The organism is Streptomyces sp. GbtcB7, from assembly GCF_019091445.1.
Classification (GTDB): domain Bacteria; phylum Actinomycetota; class Actinomycetes; order Streptomycetales; family Streptomycetaceae; genus Streptomyces; species Streptomyces mirabilis.
In genome coordinates this window covers 14,629-37,748 of record NZ_JAGXJM010000060.1, presented here as the reverse complement: position 1 = coordinate 37,748, position 23,120 = coordinate 14,629, and the positions used below count along the sequence as shown (strand labels likewise).

22 protein-coding genes and 2 pseudogenes are annotated in these 23,120 nt (G+C 69.2%); 7 read left to right on the top strand and 17 right to left on the bottom strand.

What is annotated here, in order from left to right; translation table 11 throughout:
* Position 1: 1 nt before the first annotated feature.
* Complete coding sequence (locus tag KVT44_RS51370; protein ID WP_217575549.1) at positions 2-940, bottom strand: fumarylacetoacetate hydrolase family protein; 939 nt, start codon at positions 938-940, stop codon at positions 2-4.
* Entirely contained in the window at positions 937-2,091 is a 1,155-nt protein-coding gene (locus KVT44_RS51365) for a VOC family protein (protein WP_217575547.1), read from the bottom strand. The genes KVT44_RS51370 and KVT44_RS51365 overlap by 4 nt, the downstream gene beginning before the upstream one ends.
* 89 nt (positions 2,092-2,180) lie before the next feature.
* On the opposite strand from KVT44_RS51365, the pseudogene KVT44_RS51360 reads away from it, so the two are divergent.
* A pseudogene (locus KVT44_RS51360) lies at positions 2,181-2,817 on the top strand (TetR/AcrR family transcriptional regulator).
* Between the two features lie 109 nt (positions 2,818-2,926).
* On the opposite strand, the gene KVT44_RS51355 reads toward KVT44_RS51360, so the two are convergent.
* Positions 2,927-3,709 carry a DUF2993 domain-containing protein gene (locus KVT44_RS51355; protein ID WP_217575545.1) on the bottom strand — a complete coding sequence of 261 codons (783 nt, stop codon included), beginning with the start codon at positions 3,707-3,709 and terminating at the stop codon, positions 2,927-2,929.
* A 95-nt stretch (positions 3,710-3,804) separates the two neighbouring features.
* Complete coding sequence (locus KVT44_RS51350) at positions 3,805-4,485, bottom strand: TetR/AcrR family transcriptional regulator (RefSeq protein ID WP_217575543.1); 681 nt, start codon at positions 4,483-4,485, stop codon at positions 3,805-3,807.
* Positions 4,486-4,609: 124 nt separating this feature from the next.
* On the opposite strand from KVT44_RS51350, the gene KVT44_RS51345 reads away from it, so the two are divergent.
* The 4 genes and pseudogenes from KVT44_RS51345 (at position 4,610) to KVT44_RS51330 (ending at position 10,506) form a co-directional block, all read left to right on the top strand.
* The gene (locus KVT44_RS51345) at positions 4,610-6,232 is read left to right on the top strand and encodes an MFS transporter (RefSeq protein WP_217575542.1); all 1,623 of its coding nucleotides are present in this window, start codon (positions 4,610-4,612) and stop codon (positions 6,230-6,232) included.
* 176 nt (positions 6,233-6,408) lie between these two features.
* Positions 6,409-8,595, top strand: a complete 2,187-nt coding sequence (locus KVT44_RS51340; RefSeq protein WP_217575540.1) for a SpoIIE family protein phosphatase — start codon at positions 6,409-6,411, stop codon at positions 8,593-8,595.
* Between the two features lie 597 nt (positions 8,596-9,192).
* Positions 9,193-9,434 (top strand): annotated as a pseudogene (locus KVT44_RS51335) (transcriptional regulator); the annotation flags it as partial.
* Positions 9,435-9,465: 31 nt separating this feature from the next.
* Positions 9,466-10,506, top strand: coding sequence for a Gfo/Idh/MocA family protein (locus KVT44_RS51330; RefSeq protein ID WP_217575538.1), 1,041 nt, complete (start codon positions 9,466-9,468; stop codon positions 10,504-10,506).
* Positions 10,507-11,014: 508 nt separating this feature from the next.
* Here KVT44_RS51330 and KVT44_RS51325 read toward each other — a convergent pair.
* The 6 genes from KVT44_RS51325 to KVT44_RS51300 form a co-directional block, all read right to left on the bottom strand.
* Entirely contained in the window at positions 11,015-11,374 is a 360-nt protein-coding gene (locus KVT44_RS51325) for an STAS domain-containing protein (protein WP_217575536.1), read from the bottom strand.
* Positions 11,371-12,624, bottom strand: a complete 1,254-nt coding sequence (locus KVT44_RS51320; RefSeq protein ID WP_190174628.1) for a SpoIIE family protein phosphatase — start codon at positions 12,622-12,624, stop codon at positions 11,371-11,373. Before KVT44_RS51320 ends, KVT44_RS51325 begins: the two co-directional genes overlap by 4 nt.
* Positions 12,621-13,430, bottom strand: a complete 810-nt coding sequence (locus tag KVT44_RS51315; RefSeq protein WP_217575533.1) for an alpha/beta fold hydrolase — start codon at positions 13,428-13,430, stop codon at positions 12,621-12,623. Before KVT44_RS51315 ends, KVT44_RS51320 begins: the two co-directional genes overlap by 4 nt.
* 241 nt (positions 13,431-13,671) lie before the next feature.
* Positions 13,672-15,399, bottom strand: a complete 1,728-nt coding sequence (locus KVT44_RS51310; RefSeq protein WP_217575531.1) for a thiamine pyrophosphate-dependent enzyme — start codon at positions 15,397-15,399, stop codon at positions 13,672-13,674.
* Positions 15,400-15,445: 46 nt separating this feature from the next.
* Complete coding sequence (locus KVT44_RS51305; protein WP_217575529.1) at positions 15,446-17,029, bottom strand: FMN-binding glutamate synthase family protein; 1,584 nt, start codon at positions 17,027-17,029, stop codon at positions 15,446-15,448.
* Positions 17,030-17,222: 193 nt separating this feature from the next.
* A complete protein-coding gene (locus KVT44_RS51300) occupies positions 17,223-17,651 on the bottom strand; it encodes a hypothetical protein (protein WP_217575528.1) in 429 nt (142 codons plus the stop codon).
* A 361-nt stretch (positions 17,652-18,012) separates the two neighbouring features.
* Here KVT44_RS51300 and KVT44_RS51295 point away from each other — a divergent pair, with 361 nt between their 5' ends.
* On the top strand, positions 18,013-18,486 hold the full coding sequence (locus tag KVT44_RS51295; RefSeq protein WP_217575525.1) for a hemerythrin domain-containing protein: 474 nt from the start codon (positions 18,013-18,015) through the stop codon (positions 18,484-18,486).
* Between the two features lie 109 nt (positions 18,487-18,595).
* On the top strand, positions 18,596-19,048 hold the full coding sequence (locus KVT44_RS51290; RefSeq protein ID WP_217575523.1) for an SRPBCC family protein: 453 nt from the start codon (positions 18,596-18,598) through the stop codon (positions 19,046-19,048).
* 125 nt (positions 19,049-19,173) lie between these two features.
* Here KVT44_RS51290 and KVT44_RS51285 read toward each other — a convergent pair whose 3' ends face one another.
* The 7 genes from KVT44_RS51285 to KVT44_RS51255 form a co-directional block, all read right to left on the bottom strand.
* On the bottom strand, positions 19,174-19,425 hold the full coding sequence (locus tag KVT44_RS51285) for a CDGSH iron-sulfur domain-containing protein (RefSeq protein ID WP_217575521.1): 252 nt from the start codon (positions 19,423-19,425) through the stop codon (positions 19,174-19,176).
* The gene (locus tag KVT44_RS51280) at positions 19,406-20,059 is read right to left on the bottom strand and encodes a HemK2/MTQ2 family protein methyltransferase (protein WP_217575519.1); all 654 of its coding nucleotides are present in this window, start codon (positions 20,057-20,059) and stop codon (positions 19,406-19,408) included. Before KVT44_RS51280 ends, KVT44_RS51285 begins: the two co-directional genes overlap by 20 nt.
* Before the next feature lie 59 nt (positions 20,060-20,118).
* Positions 20,119-21,108: an iron-containing redox enzyme family protein gene (locus tag KVT44_RS51275; protein ID WP_217575517.1), complete on the bottom strand. Its 990-nt coding sequence runs from the start codon at positions 21,106-21,108 to the stop codon at positions 20,119-20,121.
* Positions 21,109-21,246: 138 nt separating this feature from the next.
* Positions 21,247-21,657: a gas vesicle protein K gene (locus KVT44_RS51270; RefSeq protein WP_067384958.1), complete on the bottom strand. Its 411-nt coding sequence runs from the start codon at positions 21,655-21,657 to the stop codon at positions 21,247-21,249.
* Entirely contained in the window at positions 21,647-21,886 is a 240-nt protein-coding gene (locus tag KVT44_RS51265) for a gas vesicle protein (RefSeq protein ID WP_217575569.1), read from the bottom strand. Before KVT44_RS51265 ends, KVT44_RS51270 begins: the two co-directional genes overlap by 11 nt.
* Positions 21,886-22,713: a GvpL/GvpF family gas vesicle protein gene (locus KVT44_RS51260; RefSeq protein ID WP_217575515.1), complete on the bottom strand. Its 828-nt coding sequence runs from the start codon at positions 22,711-22,713 to the stop codon at positions 21,886-21,888. Before KVT44_RS51260 ends, KVT44_RS51265 begins: the two co-directional genes overlap by 1 nt.
* Complete coding sequence (locus KVT44_RS51255; RefSeq protein ID WP_217575513.1) at positions 22,706-23,113, bottom strand: gas vesicle protein; 408 nt, start codon at positions 23,111-23,113, stop codon at positions 22,706-22,708. The genes KVT44_RS51260 and KVT44_RS51255 overlap by 8 nt, the downstream gene beginning before the upstream one ends.
* Positions 23,114-23,120: the final 7 nt, after the last annotated feature.

Genomic DNA, 23,120 nt, shown 5'->3' with positions numbered 1-23,120 from the left:
GTCAGTTCGCGTCGGTCACGGGGGTGCGCTGCTCACCGAGGTCGATCCGCCCGTCAGGCGTGGCGATCGTCCCGGTCACCACATCGCCGCGCCGGAGGTAGTGCGGGTTCTTCGCCTGGCTCTTGAAGAACGCCTTCCACTTCATGGCGGGCGGCAGCAGCGAGCCGATCTTCTCGACGGCCTTGGGCGGGGCCTTGAGCGCGGTGCCGCCGGGCGTGCCGGTCAGCAGCAGGTCCCCGGGAGCGAGGGCCTGGAAGCGGGCCAGCAGGGTCAGCGCCTGCGCCGGGCGGACGATCATGTCGGCGAGGGTGCGGTCCTGGCGCAGGTCGCCGTTGACGGACAACTTCAGCCGCAGGTCCAGGAGATGGGCGAAGTCCTCCTGCTCCAGCAGGGCCAGGTAGGGGCCGGTGGGCGTGAAGGTCGGGTACGACTTGCTCTCGTAGAACTGCGTCTTCGTCAGCTGTACGTCTCGGGCGCTGACGTCGTTGGTGATCACGAGACCGGCGACGTAGGCGGGAAGGTCCCGCTCCTCGACGACGGTGCCGACCGGGAGGGACGCACCCATGACCAGGCCGAGCTCTATCTCGTAGTCCAGGAACTTCACATGCCGCGGCTGGACGATGCTCTCCTGAGGGCCGCTGACCGAGCCGGACGCCTTGCGGAAGAAGGCGGGCGGGATATCGCCGGTGAAGCCCGAATCCTTGGCGTGGCTGCGGTAGTTGACCATCTGGGCGACCACGCGGCACGGAGTGGTGACGGGGGAGAGGGCGGCCAGGTCGGCGAGCGGAGTACCCGGATCGCCGGAGTCGGCGGCCTCCCGGACCGCGTCGCGGTCGGCGAGCAGTTCGGCGGTGGTGACGGCCTTGGTCTCGATGCGGACGGCGCGTTCGTCCCGGACGACCCACCAGCCGTCGGTGGTACGCAGAACGTTGGCGCTCATGAGCTCATCGCTTTCATCAGGCACAGCAGGCGTGCGGGGTCGAGTTCGTTGTCGCCGCGCAGGGCCGTCATGACCTCGCGCAGCTTGGCGGGGGAAGGGTTGGCGCCCAGGAAGTCGCGGGTGGCCGGCGGTCCCCACTGGGCGAGGCCGCTGGTCGACATGGGTGCCCAACCGGGTTCGAGGTCGCAGGAGAAGAGGTCGCCGTCGGCGAAGTGCTCCAGCATGAAGTGGTCGGGGTCGCGCCAGTAGTCGAACAGCTGGCTGCCCTGGATGTGCCGGCCGATGCCCCAGCTGCGCTTGTAGCCGCGCTCAGCCAGGTACTCACCGCCGGCGGCGATCGCGTCGAGGTCGGTGACCTGGTAGGCGGAGTGGACGTAGCCGTTGCCCGGCCCCAGGTGCATGGCCAGGGTGTGGTGGTCGGCCGGTACCGTCCCCAGGTCGCAGCGGATGAACGCCATCGTCGGACCACGGTCGCGCTGCCCGTCCAGGAACAGGAAGTCGGACACGATCATCCCGAGCGTGTCGAGATACCAGTCCAGGGTGCGGGCGAACACCCGTGTCTCCAGCACCACATGCCCCAGGCGCTGGATACGGGAGGGCTCCCGGGGCGGCCGCTGCGTGACGTTCGTACGACGATGGTCCGTACCGAAGTTGAGAAGCAGCGGCTGCTGTTCGGGCAGCCCCGGCAGCTGCTCGCCACAGTGCACGACCCGGACCGGGAAGCCGGAGGGGTCGAGCAGGTCGACGACCCTTCCGCCGCCGGGGATGTCCGCGTCGCCTACGTCCGAGTCGGTGGCGCGGGCCAGCCGGTCCAGGTCGGCCCGCTCGGCCGCGCGGAACGCCGGGCCGATGAAGCTGCTGGCGCGCCCCTTGCGGATCACCATGCACGGCGAGCCGGCGAAGGTGCCGCGCAGCCACAGCTCACGGTCGGTGCGCGCGGCGACCCCGAAGCCGAAGTCACGTGCGAACACCTCGGCCCGGTCCAGGTCGGGTTTCTCGAACTCCAGCCAGGCCAGGTCCGCCACCTTGATCACAGGATTTCGGGCCCGGCCCGGGTGCTCGCCGCGGAGGGCTCCCTGCTCACTGTGGAGGTCCTGGTGGGCCGTCCTGACGTCCGCGACGCCGACCGCGTTGACGCGGGTTTCGGACATGGTGTCCTCCAAGCAACATTGCCGTAATGAGGAGATAATCAGCTTTGACTTTTCGATCGTCAATAGCTGGATCGGGAGTCAGTGACGAAATCGTCATGTCAGCCCCGTCCCGCAACCGCTTCGAACGACGCCGCGCCGAGATCCGTCAGGCGCTCGTCCGAGCGGCCCGGCAGATCCTCGCCGAGACCGGGGACACCAGCGCGAGCATCCAGGCCATCGCGGAGCGCGCCGATGTCGGCTTCGGCTCCTTCTACGACCACTTCGCATCGAAGACGGAGCTGTTCGACGCGGCGGTCATGGACGCGCTCGAAGAGCTCGGCCAGACCTTCGACGAACACCTGCGGGGCATCGACGACCCGGCGGAACTCGTCGCGGCGGGATTCCGCCTCAGCGCCCGCCTGGCCGACTCGCAACCTGAATTGATGCAGGTTCTGCGCCACCGCGGCCTCGGCCACATCCACTCCACATCGGGACTGGCTCCGCGCGCCGTGCGTGACCTGGAGGTCGGCATCGCCTCCGGCCGTTTCACCCTCGCCGATCCGACCGTCGCCCTGACCGCCCTGGGCGGCTCCCTGCTGGCGCTGGTGGAGCTGCGGTTCGCCCGCCCGGAACTCGACGGGGACGAGGCGGCCTCGAACCTGGCCGAGATGCATGCTGCGCGTGCTGGGTGTTCCCTCGGAGGACGCCCACGACGTCGCCCGGCGCCCGCTGCCCGACCTCGACTGACAAGCTCCGAGCGCCGTGACCAAGCCCGTCCGTGAACCGACGCGACACACTGCGCGTGCCGGCCGGGCGCGCGTCCTCGCCGCCACTCCGACCTGACACCCCCGAGGGATCACGCGGACGACGAACTCGGGTGGAAGGTGACCGCCTTGCCGGTGAAGCGGGCGCTGATCCCGCTCTTCGTCGTGGTGACCGACCGCAGGTGCAACCCCTCGGGGATGTTCCGGAGGGGGACGGGCTCTTCCAAGGCCCTGTCGAGCAGAGCCTTCACGGGAGGGATCAACTCGCCCTGGGTGACACGGACGTCCGTGAAGGCGATGCGGTTGCCGCCGACCGCCGAGACGGCGGTACTCACGGTCACGTCACCGACGAGCGGCAGGCCGGCCCGCACGTCCACCCGGCCCGGCTCGTCGCCCTGCGAGACCTCCAGGCCGAGCGCGCCCGACACGTCCTCGTACGACAGGAAGGCGGTCGCCTCGACGCTGCGCGCATGGGCCTCGCCGGCGCTCCCCGAAGTCTTCAACCCGTCGAGACCGACGGTCAGTTCCGTCACCGGTAGCGGCCGGGTCGTTCCGCTCGCCGGGATGTCGTGGGCGGTGATGTCGACGTGCCGCAGGCTGCCCTCGGCCAGCTGAGTGAGTACAGGAAAGCCGCTGACGTGCACCGAGGGCCGCTGCGGGGTCGCCATGCCCTCCTGGAACGCCTCCGCCGTACGGCTCTCCGCGCGGGCCGCGGCAACCCGGTCGAGGGCGACGCCGCCGGCCAGCATCGCCGCCACGGACGCGACGGCGATGATCCTGCGCCGCCTCCTCGGTGCCGGGGAGCTCACATACAGGGCGGCGTCACCGTAATACGGCTCGCCCACGGGCTCCTGGTCATGCTGGGACTGGTACATGGCTTTCCTCTCGGGTCCTCTCGGGTCCTCTCGGGAAGTGATCTCCGGACGCGCGCACAAGGCGCCGGAGTCGGACTCGGACTCGGACGGGATTTCTAGGCGCCGACGGGCTCGGGACGGCCGAGCCGGCGGACCTGTGCGACGGCGAGGTCGACGTCCGCTCCCACCGCGATCAGGGCGGCGGTCGCGGTGCGTGTGCCGTCGTCGCGCCAGGTTCCGGCGTTCACGCACTCCAGGAGCGCCAGCAGATGCCCTTCGAGTGCCCGACTGAGCGGCCCGGGCGGAACGCTGGTCCGGAAGACGCCCTGCCGCTGCCCCCGCTCGATGATCGACGCCGCCATGTCGCGGGCGGGGTCGAGGACTTCGTTCACGCGTTCCGCTCCCAGGTCCTGAGGCGCGAGTCTCAGCAGCATGCGATAGCGGTCGCCGACGGGCCACAGGGCCAGGACGAAGCGGGCCATGGCGGTTACGGCGTCGGGATCGTGGCTCGTCACGGCCGCCAGTGCCCGTCGCAGCGCTTCCGCGGCGTCCGTGACGAGCCCCTCGACCAGCGCCGACCGGCCGGCGAAGTGGTCGTAGACGGTACGACGCACCACGCCGGCCGCCTCGGCGATGTCACTGAGGCTGCTGTCGGGATCGTGGCCGAGTTGCTGCCTTGCCGCTTCGAGGATGCGGGCCCGGGTGAGCTGTGTCTGGCGGCGGCCGCCGCCTGTGACGCGTGGCTGATCATGTCGGACCTCCGGTCGACGGGGGAGGGCGCCTCGATACTTGCACATCAATGGGCAACAAACTAGTCTGCACACCGTTGAGCAAATAGCCCGCAGTGCCGTGGCCGTGCCCGCACTGCTCCTGCAGACCCACCACCCCTTGAAGCTGCCGCTTCGCCCTGAGGAGCTTCCGATGCCGCTCTTTGCCCACACGCCCGCCGAGAAGATGACGGAGCCGTACCCACGACGCTGGTGGGCCCTGCTGGTGCTCTGCCTGAGCCTGCTGATCGTGGTCATGGCGAACACGTCGCTGATCGTGGCCGCGCCCGACATGACCCGGGACCTGGGCCTGTCCAGCAGTGACCTGCAGTGGGTCATCGACGGCTACACCGTCCCCTACGCCGCGCTGATGCTCGTACTGGGCTCGATCGGCGACAAGTACAGCCGCCGCGGCGCGCTGGTCCTGGGCCTTTTGATCTTCGCGGGCGGCTCGGTGATGGGCGGCCTGGTCGACGAGACCGACTTGGTCATCACCGCCCGCGCGATCATGGGCGTCGGCGCCGCCGTCGTGATGCCCGCCACCCTGTCGCTGCTCGTCGCGATCTTCCCGAGGGCCGAGCGCGCCAAGGCCGTCACGGCCTGGAGCGCAACCTCCGGCCTCGCCATCGCCGCCGGTCCGCTGGCGGCCGGCTGGCTGCTGGAGAACCACGCCTGGGGCTCGACCTTCCTGATGAACGTCCCCATCGCGGTCGTCGGCGTCGTCGGCGCACTGCTCCTGGTGCCGCCGTCGAAGGCGGAGAAGATGGGCGAGATCGACTACGTCGGCGGTCTGCTCTCGATCGTCACCGTCGGCAGCCTGGTCTACGCGACCATCGAGGGCCCGCACTTCGGCTGGGGCACCGGCCCCATCACCGCGGCCGTGGTCGCCGGTCTCGGCCTGCCGGCCTTCGTCGCGTGGGAGCTGCGCCACCCCCACCCCATGCTCGACGTACGCAAGTTCAAGGAGCGCCCCTTCAGCGGCTCCATGCTCGCGGTGCTGTTCTTCTTCTTCGGCACCTTCGGCTCGATCTACTACGCCACCCAGTTCCTCCAGTTCGTCCTCGGCTACAACGCGCTGGACACCGGCGTACGACTGCTGCCGCTGGCCGGGGCCGTCTTCGTCGGCGCCGCGGTGACCGGACGACTGGCCCCGAAGCTGGGCGTGAAGCCGGTGGTGGGAACCGGCATGGTGGTCGGCACCGCGGGCGTCTTCCTGCTCACGCGGGTCGAGTCGGGCTCGACCTACACCGACTTCCTGGCGCCTTTGCTGCTGCTCGGATTCGCGATCGGTCTGAGCCTGTCCCCGGCCACCGACACCATCATGGGCTCCTTCCCCGAGTCGGAGCTGGGCGTCGGTGGTGGCGCCAACGACACCGCGCTGGAACTCGGCGCCTCTCTGGGCATCGCCGTCCTCGGCTCGCTCCTCGCCACGTCCTACAAGGACAAGCTGACCGACTTGATCGGCGGCCACCTCCCGGCCGCCGCGATGGACACCGCCAAGGACTCGGTGGGCGGCGGCCTCGCGGTCGCCGAACAGGTCGCGAAGAACCCGGGCGGCGGACCCCAGCAGGCCCAGACCCTGATCAGCGCGGTCCAGGAGTCGTTCGCCCACGCCATCGCCCACACCAGCCTCATCGGCGGCGTCATCATGGCCGGCGGAACCCTGATAGTCCTGGCGGTCCTGCCCGGCCGCCGGGCTACCGGCAAGCACCGCCAGGAGGAGCCGGTGGCAGCGGAGGCCGACCGGGGCGAGGAGTACGCCGACTCCGTCGGGTGATCCGCGCCGACTCCTGGGAATCCCGCCCGGCCTCGTCCCGTCGAGGCAGGGCAGAGCGCGTCGGCCGATCTCGCGAGCGTCGACCGGCGGAAGGGCAGCAGCACGGTCGTGAGGGCACCCCGCTCCATCCGTTTCCTGCCGATGCGTTCTCGCCTGTTCGGCGTAACGTCATCCCTGTGGACGTCACCGCGGACAGCCTTGTGTCCCGTGCCGCGCATGAACTCGGTCTGAGCGCGGACAGGCTGATCGCCGACGTGGAGCGGTGCCTACGACGTGAAATCCCGGAGCTGTCGAAAGACCCGGAGATCGCCCGCATGACATCGCAGAACATCGCCGAGCACATAGCCGGCGTCTTGGGCGGCCTCGAGCACGGCATCGAGCTGAGCCGGAGCGATCCGCCCGTCGCCGACGTCGAACGGGCGCGTCGGCTGCCCCGGCGCGGAATATCCCTCAGCGCGATGCTGCGAGCTCACCGGCTCGCACAGGGCATCGCTCTCGACAGGCTGCTCGAAGAGTTGCCGCGACTGACGAGCGACGCCGAGCTGATCAGCGCGGCGGCACGCAAACTGATCGCGGCGACGACCGAATACGTGGACCGAACCTCCGAGCAGGGCGTCATGGCGTTCCAGGAGGAGCGGGACCTCCGACTGCGGTGGCGGCTGGCGATGGTGAACGAGGCCGGCCTGCGCATCGGCACCACCCTGGACATCTCCCGCACGACACAGGAACTGGCGGACCTCGCCACCGAGCACTTCGCCGACCTCGCCACCGTCGACCTGCTCGACTCCGCGCTCCACGGACACGACACCCCGGAGGAGAAACCGCTGCTACTGCGCCGGGTCGCCCAGCGGTCGGTGACCGAGGACTGGCCGGAGGCGACCATCACGCGGCAGCAGCTCCACACCTACCCGGACGGATCGCCGCCGGACCGCGCCCTGACCACGGGGCAGCCTTCACGGCACCACCTCGACGGGGCTCTCGACCGCTCGCCGGTGAACCCGGGACCCGACCTCGGCGTCGACGCCCACCAGACCCACTCGACGCTGGTCGTTCCCCTGCGTGCCCGTGGCACCGTCCTGGGCGTCGCACAGTTCTCCCGCCACCGCAATCCCAGCCTCTACGACGACGAGGACCTGCTCCTCGCGCAGGAGATCGCCGCCAGGGCAGCCGTCGCCGTCGACAACGCCCGCCGCTACACCCACGCCCGCGCCACCGCCCTCAGCCTCCAGCGCAGCCTGCTCCCGCCGTGTATGCCACGGCAGTCCGCCGTGGAGGTCGCCTGCCGCTACCTGCCCGCAGGCGCCGGGGTCGGGGTAGGCGGCGACTGGTACGACGTCATCCCGCTGTCGGGAGCCCGAGTCGCCCTGGTGGTGGGCGACGTGGTCGGCCACGGCATCCACGCGGCCGCCACCATGGGTCGGCTGCGGACCGCCGTTCGCACCCTGGCCGACATCGACCTGCCGCCCGACGAACTCCTCACGCATCTGGACGACGTCGTCCTGCGCCTGTCCGCGGAAGTCTCCACCGACCCGGACATCGAAGCCGACCCGGACATCGAAGCCGGCGGGGACCTCGGCGCCACCTGCCTGTACGCGGTCTACGACCCCGTCAGCAGTTGCTGCACCCTCGCCCGCGCGGGCCACGTCCTGCCTACCGTGGTGACCCGGGACGGCACCGTCGACACCCTCGACCTGCCACCGGGCCCGCCGCTCGGCCTGGGCGGCCTGCCGTTCGAAGCCGCGGAGGTCGACCTGCCCGAAGGCAGCCTCCTCGCCCTCTACACCAACGGCCTGATCGAAGCCCGCGACCACGACATCGACACTGGCCTCACCCTGCTGCGCCAGGCCCTTGCCCAGCCCACTGCCTCCCTGGAGGCCACTTGTGACACCGTGCTCGAAAGCCTGCTACGGGCTCGCCCGGACGACGACGTGGCCCTGCTCCTGGCCCGCACCCACGCCCTCGGTGGCTGCCAGGTCGCCAGCTGGGACCTGGCGGCCGACCCTGCCGCAGTTGCCGGGGCCCGGTCGAGCGTCTCCCAACAGCTGAGCACCTGGGGGCTGGAGGACCTCGACTTCACCGCCGAACTGGTGGTGAGCGAACTGGTCACCAACGCCATCCGCTACGGCAGGCCCCCCATCCAGCTGCGCCTCATCCACGACCGCGCCCTCCTCTGCGAGGTCTCCGACGCCAGCACCACCACCCCGCACCAGCGCCGCGCCCGTACCTACGACGAAGGAGGACGCGGCCTGCTCCTGGTCGCCCAACTCACCGAGCGCTGGGGCACGCGTCACGCCCGGCACGGCAAGACGGTCTGGGCGGAGGTGAACGAGTCCGCCGACTTCCCGACCTTCGCGCCTGTGTAGCCCAGTGGGCCTCCATTGCCCCGGCTCGACTTCCGGCACCCCGGATTCTCCCCAGCGTTCGCTGGAGTGTCCCAACGAGCGTGGGATCAAAGAGAATCGCCGCCCAGCTCGAAATCCTCTTGAAGGTGTCTACGTGGAGGCTCCGACCTGCGGCGATACTGTTCCCGTAGCTTCTGACCTGCGCGGAGGGGTGTTTCAGTGTCTTTCAGGCTCGTGCCGCGTTACGCAGTCGATTCCCTCCGTGCGCTCCCCAGGGCGTGGATTCTCCCCACCCTGGTGCACTGAGCCCTTTCCAACCTGCCGGCCTTCCGCGGCGTCGTTGACCTTGGACGGACGGCGAGCAGGCGGTGCGCCACGCGGCGCGGACACCGTCCTGCGCCAGGCACAGACCTGCCTCGAGGTACCCGCGCCCCGCACGCGACACGGCACGCACGCGAGCGCGGCTCCTCCGGTGAGACCGGATTACAGAGATGTTGTGCGAAGTCTTGACGTGCCCCGCCCCGCTGCGTAGATATGACTGCGCAGTCATGACAGCGCAGTCATGTATCGGAGTGGGACCAGGAATCGATTGCCGAAGGTCGGGAGACACCATGACACCAGTCCGTCGGTGTGGTGACGCTCGGCACGGCCTTGTGCGGTCCGGCCTTGCTGCTTACGGGCGTCGAGCGTGCCGTGCGGGACATCGACTACGCACTCCGTGTGGTCAACTCATGGAAGACGAGAGGGCGGGCATCGACAGGGCCGTGGATTCGCTTCTGGACCAGGGCGTGGACGGCGTCGTCATCTCCGGGCCGATCGACGAGGAGGACGGCGCTGATCTCTCCCCCCGGGTCGACGTGGCGTAGACAGAACGAAGACAGAGGAGTCACCTTGGACACCCCCGTACGCATCGGACTGATCGGCTACGGCTTCGGCGGCCGCGTCTTCCACGCCCCACTGCTCGCCGCCGCCCCGGAATACGAGTTCCTGGGCGTGGTCACCACTTCGCCCGAGCGCCGAGCCCAGGTCGCCCAGGACGTGAGCCGGCCGACCTTCGACTCACTGGAGGACCTGGCCCGCGCCGGCGCCGAGGCGGTCGCCGTCTCCACGCCCGCGGCCACGCACATCCCTTTGGTGCGGCAGGCGCTGGAACTGGGCCTGGCCGTCGTCTGCGACAAGCCCTTCGCACTCGACGCGGCCTCGGCCCGTGCGACCGTCGAGCTCGCGGAGAAGCACGGCCGTCCGCTGACGGTGTACCAGAACCGCCGGTGGGACTCCGACTTCCTCACGCTGCGGACGCTGCTGGACAGCGGCGAAATCGGCGCCGTGGTCCGCTACGAATCCCGGTTCGAGGTCTTCCGGCCCGAGGCAGGTGCTCCTGCCGCGGGCGGTGGAACCCTCGTCGACTTCGGCAGCCACCTGGTCGACCAGGCTCTGGTGCTGTCCGGCCCGGTGGAGCGGGTGTACGCCGAGATGCACCATCGTGAGGACGAGGACGGACTCGACGACGACGTCTTTGTGGCCCTGACCCACCGCAACGGAGTGCAGTCGCACCTGTGGGGCAGCTGGCGGCAGGGTGCCCCGGGACCCAGCCTGCGCGTCACCGGGACCAGGGGGACCTTCGTCGTCGATCACAGGGACAGTCAGGACCGCGCGCTGATGACTGGTGCGACCCCGCAATCCGAGGGTGACAGTTGGGGTACCGAGCCCGAACACCTCTGGGGCCAGGTGCGGCGCGGAGACGCCGTCGAGCCCGTCGCCTCGGCCCGTGGCAGGTGGGACCTGTTCTACACCGCCTTTGCCGCCGCGGTCCGCGGTGGGGGACCTGTTCCCGTCGATCCCTGGGACGCGGTGGCCACCGCCACCGTCCTGGACGCCGCGCGGTCCAGCGCCCGCGATGGCCAAGTGGTACGACTGCTTGACAGCGCCTGACCGCAGAGTGCGGCCAACACCGGCTCGCACACGGTCCGACTCCGAGCAACAGAGAAGGCAGGAAAGGCAGGGAGGCGCAAGACCAGATGATCCGCACCTCCTTCAAAGCCGACTGACAGACCCGGTCCCAGGCGAACTCATTCGCCGAACTGTCCGGTCCCAAGGTCCCGTTCCGCCCACTGACTCTGCTGGCACGACGCGACTGCCGGCGTGTGGACCGCCGTCGGCACGGCCGTCTCCACCGGTTCCTTCCTGGTCTCCCGGGCCATCCTCAACGGGCGCCACGCAGGCGTCCCGATCACCCATCCCGGGGTGCTTCGGGCGCCGACGTCAACCACGCGGTGGTCGTCACCGCCTGGTTCAGAACTGGCCGCCGGATCCCGAATCCCTCGGCTACACCGCCACGGTCGCCGGCTCCTGGATCGTGTACGAAGTTCGGCCGCTCGGCGCGGTCTTGTTCCCCGTGGTCGTCGTGCGGCGCCGCGACGTATGAAACCGCGGCAGGTGCTCATTCAGAGGTGGGTGGTGTCCAGGCTGCCGCGGCTGCTTGTGCGGTGGGGTGGGTGGGGAAGACCTGGTCCAGCCCGACGATGTGGAGCATTCGGCTGACGCGGTCGGGGACCGCTGCCAGAGCGATGTCTGCCCGGGCGGCGAGGGCGCGATTGCGGGCGGCGATCAGGACGGTGATGCCGCTGGAGTCGCAGAAGGTGATGCCGGTCAGGTCGATGACGAGCTGCTGGCCTGCCTGGAGTGTGAGGCGGGGGAGGAGCGTACGTACGTCGGGGGCGCTGTTGTTGTCGAGTCCTCCGGACAGTTCGATGACGGGCCCGGCGAGGGTGGCGCGGGTGTGGACGGTCAGCTGGGTCACGGCTGCTCTTCACTGGTGGGCCGGGGCACGCTGATGGCGAGCACGGCGGTGTCGTCGTCCACTCCGGTGCCGAGTGTGTCGAGCAGGTCACGGACCGCGGCGACGGCGTCGGAGGCGGTCGTCGGTGCCAGGGCCTGGGCGAAGTCGAGGAGAGCGTCGTCACCGTAGCGGTCGCCGTCGGTGATCTGGGCGGTGTGTGCTTCGGTGAGGCCGTCTGTGTGGAGCAGCAGGGTGTCGCCGAGGTCCAGGCGGACGCTGGTGGTGGCGATGTGGGCGTCGGGCAGGGCGCCGATGAGCTGCCCGCCGGGGGTGGGCAGGTAGTCGGCACTGCCGTCGGCCCGCATGAGCAGGGCAGGGGGGTGGCCACCGCTGGCCAGGGTGACACGGAAGCCGCCTCGGTCGGTGTCGGGGATGAGCAGTCCGAAGACGACCGTGCAGAACCGCGGGTCCTGGCCGTTGTATTCGTGGTTGAGGACCGTGTTGAGGTTGCTCAGGACGGCGACCGGGTCGGGGTCGTAGACGGCGGCGGCGCGCAGGGTGTAGCGGGCCAGGGAGGTGACGGCTGCTGCGGCCGCGCCCTTGCCGCACACGTCGCCCAGGAACAGCCCCCACGTTCCGGAGGCGAGAGGGAACAGGTCGTAGAAATCGCCGCCGACTTTGTCGGTCGAGGCGATGTGGTAGTGCGCGGCCACATCCAAGCCGGGCACATTCACCAGGGTCGGAGGCAGGAGGGTCCGTTGCAGGGTGGCGTTGAGGCGTTTCAGTTCTTCGCGTTCGCGTTCTGCTTCCTGCCGGGCGCGCAGCAGCTCGGTTTCGTAGGCGCGGCGGTCGCGGGCGTCGAAGACGGTGGTACGGATCAGCAGTGGCTGCCCGTCGCTGCCGGTCTTGACCGTGGAGGTCACCAGCACCGGCAGACGGCTGCCGTCGGCCGTCTTGAGTTCCAGAGCGATTCCGCTGACCTCTCCCTGCATGCGCAGCAGCGGAGCGAAGTGCGTCTCGTGGTAGAGCCGACCTCCCACGGTGAGCAGGTCGGAGAACGTCTTGCGGCCCACCAGGTCGCCGCGTTGGTGGCCCAGCCAGTCGAGCAGCGTCGTGTTGATCTTCGCTATCGTGCCGTCCAGCAGGGTGGAGAGGTAGCCGCACGGCGCACGCTCGTACAGGTCCTCCGCGCTGTCTTCCAGCAGTGCGGAGAACGCCGCGTGGTCGTCACGGTTCTCGCTGCCTCCGCCGTCACTGGCTTTGCGCATCATCGGCCCGCACCCGCGAAGGCGATGATCGCGGCAGCCGTCTCCTCCGGGGCGGCGAGCTGGGGGCAGTGCCCGGTCGCGTTCAGCGTGACCAGGCGGCTGCCGGGGATCTGTGACTGTACGAAGGTTCCGACCTCCGGGGGCGCGATCGCGTCGCTGGAGCACTGCGCGACCAAGGTGGGCGTGGTGACCTTGGCGAGGTCGTCGCGGTTGTCGGACAGGAAGGTCACCCGGGCGAAGGTCCGGGCGATGTCCGGATCGGTCCGGCAGAAGCTGTTGGTGAGCTCCTCGCCCAGTTCGGGGCGCTCGGGATTACCCATGATCACCGGCGCCATGGCACCTGACCAGCCCAGATAGTTCGCATCCAGCGATTCCAGGAGCTCATCGATGTCCTCGGCACTGAACCCGCCCCGATAGCCGGCGGCCGGATCGTCGATGAAACACGGCGACGGGGCGAGCAGGAACAGACCGGCGAAGGCTTCCGGCTCCCGCGCCGCAGCCAGAACGCCCATCATCGCGCTCACCGAGTGCCCCACGAAGGTCACCGGCCCGAGCGACAGCTCACGGCAGATCTCCAGCACGTCATCTGCATATCCCTCCAGCGACGAATAACGCTCCACGTTCCACGCCGAAAGATCGGAACGCCCCGCTCCCACGTGGTCGAAGAGCACCACGGTGAATTCGCGCTCCAGAAGCGGTACCACCAGCCGCCACATGTTCTGGTCGCAACCGAATCCGTGCGCCAGCATCAGCACGGGGCGACCGGACTGGCCGGTCACCGTCACATGATTCCTGCTCCGCACAGTCATACGCTCATCCTCGCAGACGGTTCTACGGCCCCCTCCCGGGACCGAGTGGCTTCAGTGGTGACGGGGCGCCGGATCAGGGCGCCGATGGCGCGCACGCCGTCGCGCCAGTTGCCCATTTCGATGCCGATTTCGGCAAGCGCGTCCCGGTGTGGCTCAGCGGCACTCGGCCGTCAACTCACCGCACGGGCGGTGAGCCGCACCGTCACCCTGACCCGGCGCGGACACGGGACCGTGCTCCCGGTCAGCCTTCGCGGCTCGGGAGAATCTCCTTGACCTTGGCGATCGCGAAGCCCCACCCCTGTGCCACCGTCGGCTTGCCCGGCACGGCCACCTCCTCGGGGTTGGTCAGCACATCCAGCAGGACCGGCCCAGGGGTGTCGAGGGCCCGGCGCACGCTGTCGTGGAGATCGGCCGGGTCGGTGACGCGGATGCCGGTGAGGCCGAGCGCGGTGGCGACTGCGGCGAAGTCGGGGTTGTCGAGTTCCGTGCCGAATTCAGGCAGGCCGGCCTGCTCCTGTTCGAGTTTGACCATCCCCAGTCGGCGGTTGTCGAAGACCACGAGCTTCACCGGCAGCTGGTACGTCTTGACCGTCATGAGGTCGCCGAGCAGCATGCTCAGCCCGCCGTCGCCGCAGAAGGCGACGGTCTGGCGATCGGGCGCCCAGAGCTGGGCCCCGAGGGCCTGGGGCATGGCATTGGCCATCGAACCGAGGTTGTACGAGCCGATCAGGCGCCTGCTGCCACGCATGGTGACGAAGCGCGACAGCCAGACGGTGGCCATTCCGGTGTCGGAGGTGAAGACGGCGTCCTCGGCGGCGTAGGCGTCCACCGCGGCGGCCAGCGCCTCGGGGCGGATCTCGTGGTCACGGTTGTCCAGAGCGGCCCTCAGCTTCCCGGTCCAGCGGCGCTCGTGACGGGGGTCGGCCAGGCGCCGCTGTCCTTCCTGCCAGTGGGCGAACCGGTCCCGCGCGTCGTCCAGGTGGCCGCGGTCCGGGACCGCCTTGAGCAGCGGGAGCAAGGCTCGTAGTGTCGCGCCGACATCGCCCGTCAGACCCACGTCCACGGGAACCCGGCGGCCCAAGTGCTCCTCACGGGTGTCGATCTGGACGACCTTGCACCCCTTCGGGTACCAGTCCCGGTACGGGAAGTCGGTGCCCAGCATCAGGAGCGCGTCGCCGCTGTCGAGCGCGTGGGATGCGGCGGGGTTGCCTATCAGACCGGTCTGCCCCACCTGGAAGTCGTTGTCCCCCTCGAACCCCTCCTTCGCCTTGAGGGTGAGGACCATCGGCGCGGCGAGCACGTCGGCGGTCCGAAGGACCTCGGCGCGGGCGGCGCGCGCTCCGCGGCCGACGAGCAGGGTGACGCGGTCGGCGGCGTTCAGGAGTTCGGCGGCCGCCGCGAGCGCCGGGTCGTCCGGGCGGGTGACGGGGCGGGTGAGGGCGAAGCGGGCGGGCCGGTCGTCGCTGAGCTCCTGGTCGCCCAGGTCCCCGGGCACGGTGAGCACTGCCACTCCGCCTTGGCTGACGGCCGTACGTACGGCGGACTCCAGCATCCGCGGCATCTGGTCGGGGGAGGAGACGGTGGCACGGTAGACGGCCACGTCACGGAAGAGCAGGTCGTTGTCGACTTCCTGGAAGTAGTCGCTGCCGACCTCGGCGAGGGGGACCTGACCACAGATCGCGAGGACGGGGGTACGGCTCTTGGCCGCGTCGTAGAGCCCGTTGAGAAGGTGTACGGAGCCGGGTCCCACCGTTCCCATGCACACCCCGAGGGTTCCCGAGAGCTGGGACTGCGCTCCGGCGGCGAAGGCCGCGGCTTCTTCGTGCCGGCAGCCGACCCAGTTCAGGTCGTCAGTGGTGCGGATCGCGTCGGTCAGTGGGTTCAAGGCGTCTCCGACCACTCCGAAGACGTGCTGGACGCCCAGGTCCTTGAGTGCGTCGACGATCACGCGGGCGACGGTTCGTGCCACGGGAGTGCCCTTCGGTCCGGTGCGGCCCTCGGAATGAGTGCCGGGTTCAGTGGGTGAAGCGGTCCGGGTCTGCCGACTTCCAGTCGGCTGCCCAGCTGGAGGGCGCCGATGTGAGCAGTTGTCCGGGGGTGAGCCACTCGTGGAGTTCCGCGTAGGAGCGGACGGTGTGCGGGTTCACCCGCTGGAGCAGCATGTGGGGTCGCAGCCCGCGCGGGTCGTCGACGCCCATCGAGGCCATGATCTGGAGAGCGCTCCTGACCGTTGCCTGCTGATAGCGCCGTACGCGCTGGGACTTGTCGGGAACATCAACGGCGCGGGCGCGCCGTTCGTCCTGGGTGGCGACCCCTACAGGGCAGGCGTTGGTGTGGCAGCGCTGGGCCTGGATACATCCGATCGCGAACATCATGGCGCGGGCGGAGTTGGTGTAGTCGGCTCCCTGGAGCAGGCGTTTGACAAGGTCGCTGCCGGTGGCGACCTTGCCGCTTGCACCTATCCGGATCCGGTCGCGCAATCCGACGCCCACGAGGGCGTTGTGTACGGCCATCAGCCCCTCACCCAGCGGCAGGCCGACGTTGTCCGCGAACTCGAGCGGCGCCGCGCCCGTTCCGCCCTCCGCGCCGTCGACGATGATGAAGTCCGGTGCGCTGCCCTCCTCCAGCATCGCCTTGCACACGGCGAGGAACTCACGGCGTGAGCCGACGCAGAGCTTGAACCCGACGGGTTTGCCGCCGGTCAGTTCGCGCATCCGGGCCAGGAAGCGCACCAGCTCGCGCGGTGTGGAGTAGACGCGGTGGAAGGGCGGCGAGATGACGGTCTCCCCTTGTGGAACGCCGCGGACCGCGGCGATCTCCGCGTTCACCTTGGCGCCCGGCAGGACTCCTCCGATGCCGGGCTTGGCGCCCTGGCCGATCTTCAACGACACGCACTTGACCTGCTCGTGCGCCGCCTTCTCGGCGAACTGCCGCTCGTCGAAGTCCCCGTCGTCGGTCCGGCAGCCGAAGTATCCGGTGCCGATCTCCCAGACGAGATCCCCGCCGGGGCGCAGGTGGTACTGCGACAGGCCGCCCTCGCCGGTGTCGTGGGCGAAGCCGCCCAGCTGCGCGCCGGTGTTGAGGGCCAGTACGGCATTGGCCGACAGCGAGCCGAAGCTCATCGCCGAGACGTTGAGCAGGGCCATGTCGTAGGGCCGGGTGCACTCGGGTCCGCCGATTCGGACACGCGGCGCCTCGGTGCGCACCGATCGGGGGGCCATGGACGGGGTGAGGAATTCGCTGCCCGTCCGGTACAGGTCGAGTTCGGTGCCGAACGGTTCCTCGGCGTCGGTGCCCTTGGCGCGCTCGTAGACGATGCTGCGGGTGTCACGGTCGAAGGGGCGGCCGTCGAAGTTGCGCTCGATGAAGTACTGCTGGAGTTCTGGCCGCAGCGCCTCCAGCGCGAATCGGAGATGCCCGAGCAGCGGGTAGTTCCGCAGGACGGAATGCCGACGCTGCACGAGATCGTGGACGGCCACGAGCGCGAGCACGAGCAAAGGGCAGGCCGCGGCCCACCACCAGGGTGACACCAGGACGGCGGTAGCCGAGCCTGCCACCGCCAGCGAGCCGAGCAGGGCGACCAGAAGTATCTTCAGCACATCGTGCGTGTGTCCCGAAGTCCGGCGGTCAATCCGCTCGCGCGCATCGCTCCGGCGCTACCGGTGTCCCAGCAGGTAAGAGAGGGCGCTGACGCCCGAGGAGCCCGGAAGGTCGCCCCGCGCCGTCGGGACGGCGGTCACTGCTCCTGTTGGCGGTGACGTCACCGCCTCGACGAGAGACTGGGCGCGAGGGTCAGCGGGCCTTGCGGCTGCCGGGAGGGTCCTGCGGGTCCTGAGGGTCGACGCCTGTGGTGGCGGACGCGTCCCTGGTTCCGCTGGGGCGCTGGGAGCGGCCCTTGGGGCCGGTGTCGTGCATGCCCTTCTCGTCACTGCGGGCTTTGCTCTGTTCCTCTCCGCGGTCGCTCGTGCTCTTCACGGGCCTGCCGTGCGGATTCCCCGCCTCTTCTTTGGAGACCGTGCGCCCTGGGCCCTTGTCGGGAGCGTGCTGGTCGGGGTGGAACGAGCGGTGCGCGCTCGGGTTGTCCTGCTGGCGGGTCTCGTCGACATCCGGAGACCAGCCGTGCTGCTGGGTGCCCTTGTGCCGGCTGGGGCCCTCACCGTGCGGGGGCTGGGATGACTTCGGCTGCTTGGCCTTGGCCTGGCCTGCCTTCTTTTCTTGCATCGGGTACGGACTGTGTAAGGTCCACGGATTGCGGAGCTTCCTGTGCCGATGTGGTTGCTACCAGTAGTGCTTGCGTCCGCCGACCTCGTGGCCGAGGGCGCCCACAATCCACAGGACGGCTCCGATGAGGACGGGGACCGATTTCGCTGTGTTGCCTCTTCCAGAGTAGGCACACATCCGGGCCCCTCGGCTCTGTCGTCGCACGGGAGCGGCGCTCGCCGTCACTGACATGCGTACGCCTCAACTCGGGTCATCATTCCGGGTCATCCGGGCTCGGCTGTGCAGGTTCGTGGCCGCAGTGGGTACCCGGTTCCCCTGGGCGGCACGGGCCGTCCGGGAAAGCCGATATGGAGGGATACCTGTGGACGGGATTGTGCTGCTCAAGGAAGACCACAAGACGGTGGAGAAGCTGTTCAAGCAGTTCGAGAAGGCCGGCGACGGCGCCCATGCCGAGAAGCGGAAGATCGCCGACCAGGTGATCGAAGAACTCACCACCCATACCTGGATCGAGGAGAAGATTTTCTACCCGGCCGCACGCGAGGCGTCCCCCGAGACCAAGGACGACGTCCTGGAAAGCGTCGAGGAACACCACGTCGTGCTGTGGATGCTCTCTGAGCTCAAGGACCTCGACCCGGCCGATGAGCGGTTCGACGCCAAGATGACCGTCCTCATGGAGAACGTCCGCCACCACGTCGAGGAAGAGGAGAAGGAGTGGTTCCCCGATGTCCGCAAGGCCATGGGCCGCAACCGACTGACCGAACTCGGCGAACAGATGGAAGCGGCCAAGAAGAAGGCCCCCGGTGAACCCCTCGCGGTTCCCAGCGCCGACCAGTAGACCGCCCAAGGCGGGTGCGCCTGCCACACGACGGAACCACCCGACGGCCTGCCTCCGCCCCCCGTCGCTGGGCCTCCACACGTTCCGATACGGCAGGAGGTTTTGTCGTATGGCTGTTCGTCATCACCTGATTCGTCGCCCCCCGCACGCGGTGTGGGCAGTGCTTGCCGATCCGGCCCGGTACGGGGAGTGGGTGGTGGGACCCTCCGAGTCCACGCCCCTCGACCAGGCCTGGCCCGAAGTGGGTTCCCGGATCCGCTACACCGTGCGGCTGGGTCCCTGGTCGGCGGACGGGGTCACGACCGTCCGCCACAGCGAAACGGGCAGGGAGCTCGAACTGGAGGCTTCGTTCAAGGCGCTGGGCACTGCGAGGATCTTCCTCCAGCTTCGGCCGTGGGGTGAGGAAACCCTCGTCGTCTGCGACGAGCACCCCCTGCGAGGTCCGGGCGGCGCTCTCCACAACCCCGCGACCGAAGCGCTGCTGCAACTGCGGCACCGGGGCATGCTGGCCCGCCTGGGCAGGGTCGTGGAACAGCAGCACGAGGGGATTCGCCATACCTGACGGGTCGCCGGCCTCAAGGTGCTGCCGGCAGCCGACGGGACGGTCGCCGGGTCGTCTCTGCGTGTGCCGGACGCCGCGAGTCGGCTCTCAAGCAGGTCTGAGCCCCGGGGGAGCGTCAGCCCGGATCAGGGATCGAGTTCGGATGTCGCCTCGGGTCCTGGAGTGTCCGTTTGGCTCGGTCCGGCGGGCTTTCGATGGCTGGTGTCGCACCACGGGTAGGTGCGGCTGCGGCGGCAGGTGCACAGGGCTACGCAGAATCGGTCGGACGACACGGTGGTGCCGTCGTCCAGGGTGACTTCGACCGGGCCTTCAACGAGCAGGGGTCCTGTGCGCTGAGCGGTGATGCGGCGGCGTCGTTCAGGGGAGTCGTTCGGCACGGATGATCACCAGCTCTTCCTTGCCGCCATCGCCTTCCAGCAGGCCGCGGCTTCGCAGCCAGCTGCTTCGGGAGCGAAGGATGGGCCCGATCGCGATGTAGCGGTGTTCCACGACGTCTGCGTCCAGGCCGGCCGCCCGCAACAGTCTCAGCGTCTCTTCCGCGCCGCTCAGGGCGGACTGGACGAGGAGCAGAACTCCGCCGGGCCGCAGGAACGCGGGTGCGTCCCGGCATATGCGGTCCAGCAGAAGACGGCCGTCATAGCCCGCGTCCCAGGACCGGGCCGCGCCGCGGCGGGGGCAGTCGGCGTCGGGTGAGGGTACGTACGGCGGGTTGGACAGGACGAGATCGAAAGATCGGCCCGACACCGGAGCCAGCAGGTTGCCGCGCATGACACGCAGCGGAAGTCGCGCCAACACCGCGTTGACCTTGGCGTTGAGAACCGCCCGCCAGGAGATGTCGACGGCTGTGACCTTCGCGCCCAGCCGTGCGGCGGCCAAAGCAACAGCTCCTGTACCTGTGCCGATGTCGAGGACATGAGCCTGCGGGGGGAGGGGTTCCTGACGCAGGGAATGCACGAGCAGATCGGTGTCGTGTTGTGGGGCGTAGACACCGGGAAGAGCAAGGGGAGTCATGGGGGTTCATCTCCGGTTCTCGGGGCGCAGGAGAACCTGTTCGGGCCGGGCCCTGCTGGTCAGACGGGCGTACGCAGCGATGACTCGCCTGCCCGCCACGCGCCGAGGAGTCGCTCGGCAAGGCGGTCCTCGACGTAGTTGGTGGCGTCCACGCCGAACGCGACGTCGCTGTCCAGGTGGGGTTCTTCCTCGAGGAGGCCCGCGACGACTTCCCGGCGTACGACCTGCTCGTGTACGGCGTCGGCCTCGACGTGCTCGTCGTAGAAGTGCTCGGCGGCCGGTCCCGCGCCGGTGCGACGCATGGCCTGAGCGAGCCGCCGTGAACCGGGCGACGAGGTGATCTCGACGGTGGCGAAGTGTCCTACCAGTGCGCCCCTCAGGGCGCGGTGCAGTCCGAAGAGGGACATCAGGTTCACGACGGCGAGTGCCTCGGCGCCGGCAGAGTCGAGATAGCGCCCGTAGGTGGTGTCCAGGCCGAGGTCGGCCATGAGGTCGGCGAACAGCCGCGCGTGCACCCGATCCGCCCGGCCGCCGCCGAACTCGTCGAACTCCACGGCTGCCATTCCGGCCTTCGCCCGGCCCCACAGGCGGGGCAGCACCCAGGCGTGGGGGTCGGCCTCCTTGAGGTGGTACAGCGACCGCTGCGCGGCGTATTCGCGTAGCTGCCACAGCTCCCCGTCGTCTTGGAGGTAGTGGGTGACCCCGGTGCCGCCCAGAGGTTCGACGAGCAGTTCTTCCAGCGCCTCGGCGGCGCGTTCATGCCGTGTCGCCTGGTGGCGCAGGGCCTTCAGGAAAGGGCGCTCCAGGGCTGCCCGGGCCTTGAGCAGGTCAGGGTCCCATTCACGGGCGGCGTCCACGCCGGCGAAACCCCGGTAGTGCAGCTCGTAACAGAGATACAGGCCGAGCTGCCAGTCCTCGCCGAAGGAGGACGCGTCTGCAACCGTCCCCTCGTCGGGAGGCGGCCCTGTACTTCTCAAGTACTCGGCTATCGCCGTCGAAATGGGGCCCCGGCTCGGCGGCAATGGCGGTTCTTTCGACCAGAAATCCATGTGTACGGAGTACCCGTGATCCAGAACGTCTCACATGGCCGCTCTTCTTCGCGGCTGGACCGAGGGCACTCGCTCTCCTGCTGGAAGCGGAGCAGGTGCCCGTGGGCGCCGGCGCAGGCCGACCGCGTTGCCGGGGGTTCAGTCGGAGGGCGGCAGCAGTGTGCCCAGCGGCCCGAGATCGAGGTTGAGGTCCTCCATGGTCAGTCCGTACTGGGCGCACAGGTCGCTCATGCGGTCGTGGAGGAGCATGAGGGTCGCTCCCAGGCGTTCTTCCTGTTCGTCGGTGAGGTCTCCTTGGTCGACGCGGTGCAGGGCCTGTCGTTCCATGAGCTGGCGCAGCAGTTCCACGAGAGTGAGGACGAGCTTCATGAGGTCTCGTTCGACGGTGTCGCGGTCGGAGCTGATCCGCCGGGCCGGGGAACGCGAGCCCTTGCCGGCCGGCGGGTCCAGGTCGCGTGGGGCGGCGGGCAGCAGCCGGAAGGCGCGTGCGGCGGCCTCCGCGACCTCGTCCGCGCGGCTCGGCGGCCGTCTCTCGCCCTCAGCTGTCATGGTCGCCGCCTCGCGGCGGATTCGTCCTCGTCCATGGCGAGGGGTTCTGCTCGCTGATGGAGACGATCAGGGCACGCAGTGAGATACGTACGAGATCGATGTCAGCGATGGACAGCACAACGTCACCGGTGAGGACGACCCCACCGCTCAGAAGTCGGTCCAACAGATCGATGAGAGCGACCTGCCGCTGAGGCAGCCGCTCCGCCTCGGGTGCACGGCCAGGCGTGATCACGGGGGTGCTCCCTCCGCAGCTGCAGCACCGCCGGATTCATCGAGTGGCATGGCGAAGGAGTACGGAGCCCAGGGGCCGGTGGCCTCGACCCGCACCCCGTCCAGCCCGTCAGCGGCATGCGCCACGTCGGCCAGGAAATCGTCGCAACGCTTCAGGGGCACAAGGTACGCGTCATTCACGACGTTCTCGCCGACGGCGCCGGCCGCGTCGGCGAGAAGACCCTGCTGTACGCGATGCCGGACACGGTCGGAGGCGTGCTTGCGGCCCGCGACCTCCACCCGCTCGGCGGCCTTCTGCGCCGCCTGGTACACGGTGTCGCGAACACTTTGCTGTTGTCGGCGGTTTCGCAGGTAGGCGCGCCCGGGGGTCAGGTCTGCCGCGGGAACAGTCGGCGCCGCGAGGGCCGCGGACGATTCGACGTAGATCTTGACGCCCCATTCGACATGTTCGGAGAGTCGAGCCAGTCGCTCCGCGAACATGGTCCGCCCGGCTTCCAGCACCTCCCGCGCCCGGTTGTCGTCGAGATAGACGGTTGCCAGGCGCAGTGGAAGAACGGTGGTGCGCTCGCCCAAGGCCTCGATGACGCCGTGGTGAGCGCGGGCCACCGCCTCCAGCCACTCAAGGTCCTCGAGATGCTGCTTGAGGGCGTCCTCCTGGAAGTCCTGTCCGGGCACATGGTTCACCACGAGCCCCAGCTGATCGTCGCCGGTGTCGGTGAGTAGGCTGACCGGGGAGTCGGCGACGCCTCGGAGCGACGCGGTGGCCTCCCGCAGTCCCTCGACGTTGCGTACGACCGCATACGCGTATGTCAGCGGGTCACTCATCGCGAGCACTTCCCCGGCGACGGCGGCCCGTGTCCTGCGGCGCTTCCTCCTTTGCGGGGAGGGCGTTGCCCTGGCGGATGGCATCGATCTCGGCCCGCAACCGGCGGTTCTCCTCGGCCAGTGACTGTTCACCCCTGCTCCGCGAGGACAGCGAAGGGTCGTGCTCCCACCAGTCGATGCCCATTTCCTTCGCTTTGTCGACGGAGGCGACCAGGAGACGCAGTTTTATGGTCAACAGCTCGATGTCGAGAAGGTTGATCTGTATGTCGCCTGCGATGACGATGCCCTTGTCGAGTACCCGTTCAAGGATGTCGGCGAGATTCGCGGAGGATCCCTGCGCGTAGGGGGGCGCTGATCGGGACGGATAGGAACCAAGCCTGTTGGCCAGGGGTTCAGTCACGGTTGCG

What these genes read in the sequence shown, in the direction of transcription:
- KVT44_RS51270 (WP_067384958.1), bottom strand. Translation starts at nt 21,657, where the DNA reads ATGACAGCTGAGGGCGAGAGACGGCCGCCGAGCCGCGCGGACGAGGTC.
- KVT44_RS51315 (WP_217575533.1), bottom strand. Translation starts at nt 13,430, where the DNA reads ATGACTGTGCGGAGCAGGAATCATGTGACGGTGACCGGCCAGTCCGGT.
- KVT44_RS51355 (WP_217575545.1), bottom strand. Translation starts at nt 3,709, where the DNA reads ATGTACCAGTCCCAGCATGACCAGGAGCCCGTGGGCGAGCCGTATTAC.
- KVT44_RS51260 (WP_217575515.1), bottom strand. Translation starts at nt 22,713, where the DNA reads ATGAGTGACCCGCTGACATACGCGTATGCGGTCGTACGCAACGTCGAG.
- KVT44_RS51300 (WP_217575528.1), bottom strand. Translation starts at nt 17,651, where the DNA reads ATGCAAGAAAAGAAGGCAGGCCAGGCCAAGGCCAAGCAGCCGAAGTCA.
- KVT44_RS51280 (WP_217575519.1), bottom strand. Translation starts at nt 20,059, where the DNA reads ATGACTCCCCTTGCTCTTCCCGGTGTCTACGCCCCACAACACGACACC.
- KVT44_RS51365 (WP_217575547.1), bottom strand. Translation starts at nt 2,091, where the DNA reads ATGTCCGAAACCCGCGTCAACGCGGTCGGCGTCGCGGACGTCAGGACG.
- KVT44_RS51290 (WP_217575523.1), top strand. Translation starts at nt 18,596, where the DNA reads ATGGCTGTTCGTCATCACCTGATTCGTCGCCCCCCGCACGCGGTGTGG.
- KVT44_RS51345 (WP_217575542.1), top strand. Translation starts at nt 4,610, where the DNA reads ATGCCGCTCTTTGCCCACACGCCCGCCGAGAAGATGACGGAGCCGTAC.
- KVT44_RS51350 (WP_217575543.1), bottom strand. Translation starts at nt 4,485, where the DNA reads ATGTGCAAGTATCGAGGCGCCCTCCCCCGTCGACCGGAGGTCCGACAT.
- KVT44_RS51370 (WP_217575549.1), bottom strand. Translation starts at nt 940, where the DNA reads ATGAGCGCCAACGTTCTGCGTACCACCGACGGCTGGTGGGTCGTCCGG.
- KVT44_RS51320 (WP_190174628.1), bottom strand. Translation starts at nt 12,624, where the DNA reads ATGATGCGCAAAGCCAGTGACGGCGGAGGCAGCGAGAACCGTGACGAC.
- KVT44_RS51275 (WP_217575517.1), bottom strand. Translation starts at nt 21,108, where the DNA reads ATGGATTTCTGGTCGAAAGAACCGCCATTGCCGCCGAGCCGGGGCCCC.